The sequence below is a fragment of the Roseateles sp. AC306 genome, assembly GCF_979253795.1.
Window position 1 is genome coordinate 1 of the sequence record NZ_CEEDEB010000129.1, and the last position, 242, is coordinate 242.

General features: G+C 67.8%; 1 protein-coding gene. It reads right to left on the minus strand.

Annotation, left to right across the window (positions count from 1 at the left end; translation table 11 throughout):
• Positions 1–242 (minus strand): hypothetical protein (locus AC0IZJ_RS28680; RefSeq protein WP_471855677.1); only part of this gene is annotated, 242 nt, incomplete at both ends.

Below are 242 nucleotides of genomic sequence, written 5' to 3' on the forward strand. Positions count from 1 at the left end.
AGTGCTGCGGTCGAGATGGACTTGATGTCCTCGGTCTCGATGGCGGCGAGCTGGGCGGTGGAGAGCGCGGCGGCTTGAGCGGAGTTCAGAGCCGCGACCTGGCTGGACGTCAGCGCATCCATGTCACCGGCCGTCAAGCCCTTGACCTGGAGCGTGCTGAGCGAGGCGATCTGTGCCGTGGACATGGCGCCGACGGCGTCACTGGCCAGTGCACCGACCTGGTCGGACGAGAGGCCGGCAAG